This is a genomic window from Variovorax sp. CF079 (assembly GCF_900101545.1).
In the GTDB taxonomy this organism is placed as follows: domain Bacteria; phylum Pseudomonadota; class Gammaproteobacteria; order Burkholderiales; family Burkholderiaceae_C; genus Variovorax.
Genome location: NZ_FMZU01000034.1, coordinates 48,209 through 54,280 on the forward strand (window position 1 = coordinate 48,209; position 6,072 = coordinate 54,280).

7 protein-coding genes and 1 pseudogene are annotated in these 6,072 nt (G+C 64.9%); 4 read left to right on the forward strand and 4 right to left on the reverse strand.

The window, feature by feature from the left end:
- Positions 1 to 242: 242 nt before the first annotated feature.
- Positions 243 to 509: a hypothetical protein gene (locus BLS74_RS31790; protein ID WP_139191797.1), complete on the reverse strand. Its 267-nt coding sequence runs from the start codon at positions 507 to 509 to the stop codon at positions 243 to 245.
- Positions 510 to 643: 134 nt separating this feature from the next.
- Complete coding sequence (locus tag BLS74_RS34165) at positions 644 to 844, reverse strand: hypothetical protein (protein ID WP_139191798.1); 201 nt, start codon at positions 842 to 844, stop codon at positions 644 to 646.
- Between the two features lie 145 nt (positions 845 to 989).
- On the opposite strand from BLS74_RS34165, the gene BLS74_RS31795 reads away from it, so the two are divergent.
- Positions 990 to 1,280, forward strand: a complete 291-nt coding sequence (locus BLS74_RS31795; RefSeq protein WP_244504116.1) for an acyl carrier protein — start codon at positions 990 to 992, stop codon at positions 1,278 to 1,280.
- A 621-nt stretch (positions 1,281 to 1,901) separates the two neighbouring features.
- On the opposite strand, the gene BLS74_RS31800 is transcribed toward BLS74_RS31795, so the two are convergent.
- On the reverse strand, positions 1,902 to 2,480 hold the full coding sequence (locus BLS74_RS31800) for a hypothetical protein (RefSeq protein ID WP_170855788.1): 579 nt from the start codon (positions 2,478 to 2,480) through the stop codon (positions 1,902 to 1,904).
- Between the two features lie 1,267 nt (positions 2,481 to 3,747).
- On the reverse strand, positions 3,748 to 4,083 hold the full coding sequence (locus tag BLS74_RS31815; protein ID WP_093111729.1) for a hypothetical protein: 336 nt from the start codon (positions 4,081 to 4,083) through the stop codon (positions 3,748 to 3,750).
- Between the two features lie 521 nt (positions 4,084 to 4,604).
- Here BLS74_RS31815 and BLS74_RS34170 point away from each other — a divergent pair.
- The 3 genes and pseudogenes from BLS74_RS34170 to BLS74_RS31825 form a co-directional block, all read left to right on the forward strand.
- Positions 4,605 to 4,808 carry a hypothetical protein gene (locus BLS74_RS34170; RefSeq protein ID WP_139191799.1) on the forward strand — a complete coding sequence of 68 codons (204 nt, stop codon included), beginning with the start codon at positions 4,605 to 4,607 and terminating at the stop codon, positions 4,806 to 4,808.
- Positions 4,809 to 4,838: 30 nt separating this feature from the next.
- Positions 4,839 to 5,699 carry a DUF6502 family protein gene (locus BLS74_RS31820; protein ID WP_093111731.1) on the forward strand — a complete coding sequence of 287 codons (861 nt, stop codon included), beginning with the start codon at positions 4,839 to 4,841 and terminating at the stop codon, positions 5,697 to 5,699.
- A pseudogene (locus BLS74_RS31825) lies at positions 5,696 to 6,072 on the forward strand (hypothetical protein); the annotation flags it as partial. The gene BLS74_RS31820 and the pseudogene BLS74_RS31825, both read left to right, overlap by 4 nt.

The window sequence follows — 6,072 nt, forward strand, 5'->3', positions numbered from 1 at the left end:
ATGAACCAGGCGGAGCTTGGCGGCCTTGAGCGGCGCGATCGCGTCTCGAACCTTCCGCCAAAGCTCGGCGCGGAGCTCGGATGGCGTGCTGCGGTAGTTCAGCGTCTGGCTTCACGTCGCGAAGACGAGCCGTCAGGCGTGCGCTCGGCCCAGATAGAAGCGCCCGCAGTCGATCAGCGTCTTGTCAGTCCATGAGGCCGTGCGGACGAGGATGACCATGCGCCGCTATGGAAAGAGGCCATCTACTGCAGCCAATGGCCGCTGGCTGTCGTCGCATCCCGCTTGTTGGCCACCAAGAGCCCGTCGACGAGCTTCTTCGCCTTGCAGTCGAGCTTGTCAAAAATGATCTCCCGTTCGGCCTGGCTCGTGGTCAACGCGACCCGGCCCGCGAACTCGCCGCCCCGATGGACATCGGCATGCGCGGAAATCTGCTCGCCATCACCAGTCACCTCGATGGTGATGACCGCGCCTCGATAGTCGAATTTCCTCTGAATAATCTCATTGTTCATATTGATCTCCCTGGGAAGCTGCACGAGCTGCAACTCGGAGTTGGGGCAACGCTGTACCAAGAGTCAGCTGCCGGCGGCAGCCGCCGGATCACCTCTAGGATGAGGTCACGGGCATGGAATGGCGCGAACCACGGTCAAGCCAATCGTCGTTCGACCCAGTGGGTATCGTTACCAAAGAGACGATTTCCCTGGTGTGCAACGAAGGCCAATTTTTCCCGGTTGTGGGGTGTGTCCGGCCGCCACAGCTCATGGACAACGGCCACAGCCTCTTGCTGGACCAGATCGTTCGAACGGCGCAGCCTGATCTCGATGAGTGCACGTGATTTGCGGGACACTGGCTTCTCCTTTCGTCGTGTTCCACCACGTAAGAGCGTGCTGTCTTACGTCGCATCAGGCGCAATGTACGGCAATATTCGCCGGATGTGAACTTTTCACATACTCTTCACATAGGTGCCAAGATGTACTTGACCGGGAATACGCATGGACTCGTCACTGAACAACACCATGGTTGACGTGAGCTCGGGCCCAAGTTCGCTGAACGAACTTCGGGATTTGATCCTCAAGCTATACGGCAGCGAAGCGGCAGCGCTCGAACCACACGCGCCCCTGCGCGACAAGGGATTCGATTCGCTGACGCTGATCGAATTCGTGTTCGCGATCGAAGACCGCTTCTCCATCTCTATTGCGGATGAAGAGACGAACAGCGTGGACACGCTGGCCGGGCTCGCGGCGGTAGTCGACGACAAGATCCGGATGACGCAAGCCAAGTGAAAGCCGAGGTCGCCGTCAATAGCGGCATATCCGTCATCGCTCGAACGCTGCCTCTTGGCGAGGCCAGGGCTCGTTGATGGCAGCAAGCCCGTCGTCGGTGAGATAGAGGTCGAACTCTCCGTGGCGGGGCCATCTCGCGCTGCTCGCGGAGGGTAAGTTGAGCCGCGCATGGCGCGCCCAAGGTTCGTGCCTACCTGAAGGCGAAATAGGCACCATGAGCTCAAAGGCTGCAGTCGCGACTACCGGGAGGCCTGGCGCCGAGTTCCGCGCTGCCATCACTTGCTCAGTTGCCTGGTTTGCCGCCCACTTGGTGGCTGCGGCGCGCATTCAATCGACAAGCTTCGACGCGTGCTCCAGTGCGCCACATTTCGTCAGGACGCGGTCCATTGGGAGATCGTGACTTGACGCCCTGACGGCTGAATGATTGCAGTCCAACACGGTCCTTGACCGGCCCGAGCTGTGGCCTGTGGAGCTAGGTTCGCTACAAGAAGCCCTGCCCGGACTTTCGTCTCTGGGCAGGGCCTCCGCGCGTTCGGGGTGTCCGTTTCCGGCTTTCCCGAACTCGACCTTCCTCCAGTGCAACCGCATCGGATGGGTTCGGTGCACCCCGCAGGACGCCGCCTACTTGGTCGGTCCGGCGCACGATTCATCCTGCGGAACCTGTGGAGCTGGGCGCGACGGTCGCTTCTGCTGGCCCTTATCTGCCAGGCCCACCACCACCGCCGGGACCGCCACCGCCGCCGCCGGGACCGCCACCGCCGCCGCCGGGACCACCACCGCCACCGCCGGGACCACCACCGCCACCGCCGGGACCACCACCGCCACCGCCGGGACCACCACCGCCTGCACCGCCACCGCCTGCACCACCACCGCCTGCACCACCACCGCCTGCACCGCCACCGCCTGCACCGCCGCCGCCTGCACCGCCGCCGCCTGCGCCGCCGCCGCCTGCGCCACCACCGCCTGCGCCACCACCACCTGCACCGCCACCACCTGCACCGCCGCCACCTGCGCCGCCGCCGCCTGCGCCGCCGCCACCTGCACCGCCGCCACCTGCACCGCCGCCACCTGCACCGCCGCCGCCTGCACCGCCGCCGCCTGCACCGCCGCCGCCTGCACCGCCGCCACCTGCACCGCCGCCACCTGCACCAGCAGCGCCTGCGCCAACACCAGCACCTCCGCCGCCGGCGCCGCTACCACCCGGGTCTGCGCTGGCTATTCCAACGGTCCCGCCTCCGCCCGAACCTTTGGAGATCACAGCTGAGTTGGCCGCGCCAGAAAAACCGGTCGCCCCCGGAGGTGACCCTGAGCCCCCGACCAGGGGCGATCGCACCAACTGACTTGCGTTCCTGGTGTTGAAGCAAGGCGCCTCCCCAAAGGGGTTGTACCGGTCGCATGCGGCCGAGCTTCTTGGTGCCGCAGGAGGAGCGGCGGCTTGGAACCGTGTATCTGGACGCGCCAATGGACGCGCGTCGCCGACGCTGGGATGCGTTTCAGCAGCAGGCGGCCTCACCAGCGCCACGGCAGGTGCCGGTGCCGGTGCCGGTGCCGGTGCCGGTGCCGAAGTGGCCGGGGTGGCAGCCTTGGCTTCGAACGCGTCTGTCCTGGCAGTTCTGGGCTCTGGGGGTTGTTGCACTCTTGGCACCGGCCCCGGTGTCGGCGTCGGTGCGACACGCGCCGATCTAGGCGAAATGCGGACCGTCATCACGGTTGTTGGAGCCTGCTGCGGAGCGAGGTCGTCTTGGGCGACCGAGTCAGTCGGTGCATCCTGGGCAGGCACGCTTGATGGAGTGTGCGGCGATTCGGGCTGCTTTGCGCCTTCCGTTGCCGGCGCGGCCGATTGAGTGACCACCACTGTTTGGTCCGCAGGCGCCGCCGGCGGCGCAGCAGTGGCCATCGTCTGATCCACAGAGGCTGCAGGCGGCTGGGGAACAGCTTTCGCCGCGCGGTTCACAGAGCCGGCAGAAGGCGGGGGAGAGGTTGCCGTCGACAGGCCCACCGGCACGAGGGGCGATTGCGACGGAGGCGCTTCTGTTCGTTCCGTGGGCAGGTTGGCCGACTGCAGCAGAGACGAGATCGCGCTCGAAAGCGTCGGGCCGCTCATCGCAGAGCGGCCCAAGTACCAGAAGACGAAGGCTCCATGCAACAGCGCCAGGACGATCAACAGCCAGACGATGGAGACGTCGACGCCGTGCGGCACGGGGATAAAGCCGATGCGTCTCGGCGCGCGCTGACTTTTCTGCTTCAGAACAGCAGCGTTCAATGGCAACAAAGAGGGCGAAGCCGTTTGCAGCCAGCGCGGCTCGCTGACGGTAGTGTCGAAGGTCGTCGTGCCCGAGCGAATGCCCGAAAACTTGCCGGCACAGCCGCAGCAGTACCTGGCGCGCTCCCTGTTGGGCGTGTGGCACGACTCGCAGAACTTCGTCATACCGGCATTTCCCCGGACAGGACAGCAGCGCTTGGGGCGCTACGGAATAGGGATGAACTTCGTGATGATCACGAGCGAATTGATCACGACCCAGAACGCCACGAAGTCCATGGCCCATGCCCACTTTGAGAGGCCACGCGGCGGCTTCGGCGGCGGTACCTGTTCGCCCGAATTCTTGCTGGCTGCATAGAACGCAGGCAGCTTGTGAGAGCAGCATTTGCAGATGTGTGCGGAGCCCGTGTTGATGGTGCTGCAGGCCTCACAGATTTCCGCCGAGGTGCCTGCTTGCAATCTTGCGAGATCGATGAGGTTGCCGAAGGCAACGCTCGAAGAGGGACTCTTAGTCTCGGCAACAAAAACGGCAGCGGCTGTCATTGATGCGCTCCTGGACGAAGGACGGTTGCGGGTTCGGTGTGCGCCCGCGCGCCGCGGTAGCGTTGCGCTTTGGCTTGAGCCAGGCTTCGCCCCAATCGGTGTTCGGCGACGGCGATCCTTGCAAACATCAGTAGGTCGGTGTCGTCGGGACCGGCGCCCGAACCTTCGATCTGCTTTCGGAACGCTCGAACGATGCGGCCCTGAACTGCCTTGCGGACCCGCACCGCCGCAGCCCTTGCCCTGCGGGCACTCCGCTCGCAAGGTTCGATGGACCTTCGTGCCCGCGCGCCGCGGTGCCGCAGTGCAGCAAGACGGCGCCTCTTCCTCGCTAGCGGGCCCTTTCTGCGTGTGACAGACTTTGACATCTCGCTCTCCTTCGACGGCGCGGCAAATGTGAAGGCTTCACATTTGTACTACTCTTGTCTTATAGTGGCGAGGACTTTTGTAAGACTTCGGCGGATGTCGCTGGTCCAGTTGGTAACTGGGTGTTAACGCCCATCTCACCCCGTCCAAGGATCCACGTGTCGCACCAAACCTTGCGCGCGCTGTTCGAGATCAGGCTGCGCTGGACTGACAAGGTGCTGCAGGAAGCTCCTACCCAGGTCAACGGCGGCTTGTGGGTTCCTGACACGCCTCGCAATAGAGAGAGGCTTCAACAGGCTGCAGCGCTGGGAGACAGACTTCATGGCCACGAAACCCACTGGATCGAAAGACGCCAAGCGTGATCAAGCCCGGCGTCGATCGATCTGCGACAGATGACGCAGACGACAGAAGGCCAACTCTCCTGGGTCCTCTCGGCTTGCGCACGCGTCATGCGGCCGTTGGTCAGGCTCGCGCTGGCCTTCGGTGTCAAGCATGCCCACCTGGAGGAACTGCTGCGCGACGTGCTGGTCGACGAAGCGCGCAGCGCTTGGCTCAAATCCAAGGGCGCCGAGCCGAACATCAGTCAGCTGTCGGTGACGACAGGCTTGAACCGCAAGGCGGTGACTGCCATGGTGCGTGAAGCGGAAGATCCGTTGCCGCACACCGGGATGTCGGCCGCGGCCAAGACCCTGACCTTGTGGCTGCACATGATCGACGAGGACCCTGCGCACCGGTCCCTGCCCATCGTGGCCGAAGCCCCGGCGTCATCGTTCGAAACCGTCGCCCGGCGCGCCAGCCGTGGCAACGTGCACCACCGTACCATCCTCGACGAGCTGGTGCGTTTGAACATGGCGATCGAGCACGAGGGCCGCGCCGAGCTCAACGCCACCGCCTTCGTTCCGGCGAAGGACTTGAAGACGATGCTCGCCTTCCTGGGCGACAACACGCGCGATCACCTGCTCGCGAGCGTGGCCAACACGCTCGGCGCGGAGCCGCCCTTGCTCGAACGATCGGTATTCGCAACCGGGATTGCGCTGGAGGACTGCGAACGCATCCACGAGCTCGTGCGCGAGCGGTGGAGCCAACTTCATCACGAATTGACCCGGGAAATGACGCGCGCCTTCGAAGAGGCCGAGAAAACGGCTTCGGGCCGCATCAGGATCGGCATCTACACCTACTACGAAAACGGCACAACCGAGTACGCTAAAAAATCGGCCCCCGCTCCCCCCAAACGATCGCGAAGAAAGGCATGACGAGCACCTTGCTGCGCAACGGCTTTTTGGCACTGCTGATCGGCTTGCTGCTTTCTTGCGGCGGCGGTGGAGGCGGTGGCGGCGGCGCAGCTTTCGGGAGTGCCGGCAGCGCGGGATTCACTGGCGGACTGATTCCCAGTGGCGAGGGCAGCCCCGCCGGCGGAGCAGGCGACGGCCAGGGCGGCGGCAGCTCGGGCAGCTCCGGCGCCGGCGGCGGCTCGAACGGCACCTCGACGGCCTCCAGCGGCGACAGTGGCTCGGGCGTGGGCTCCGGCGGCACCGGCGTGAGCACCGCCGATGCGGCCGGCATCGGCGGGGTCGATGGCGCGGGCAGCATCATCGTCAGCGGACTGCGCTACGACACGGACACCGC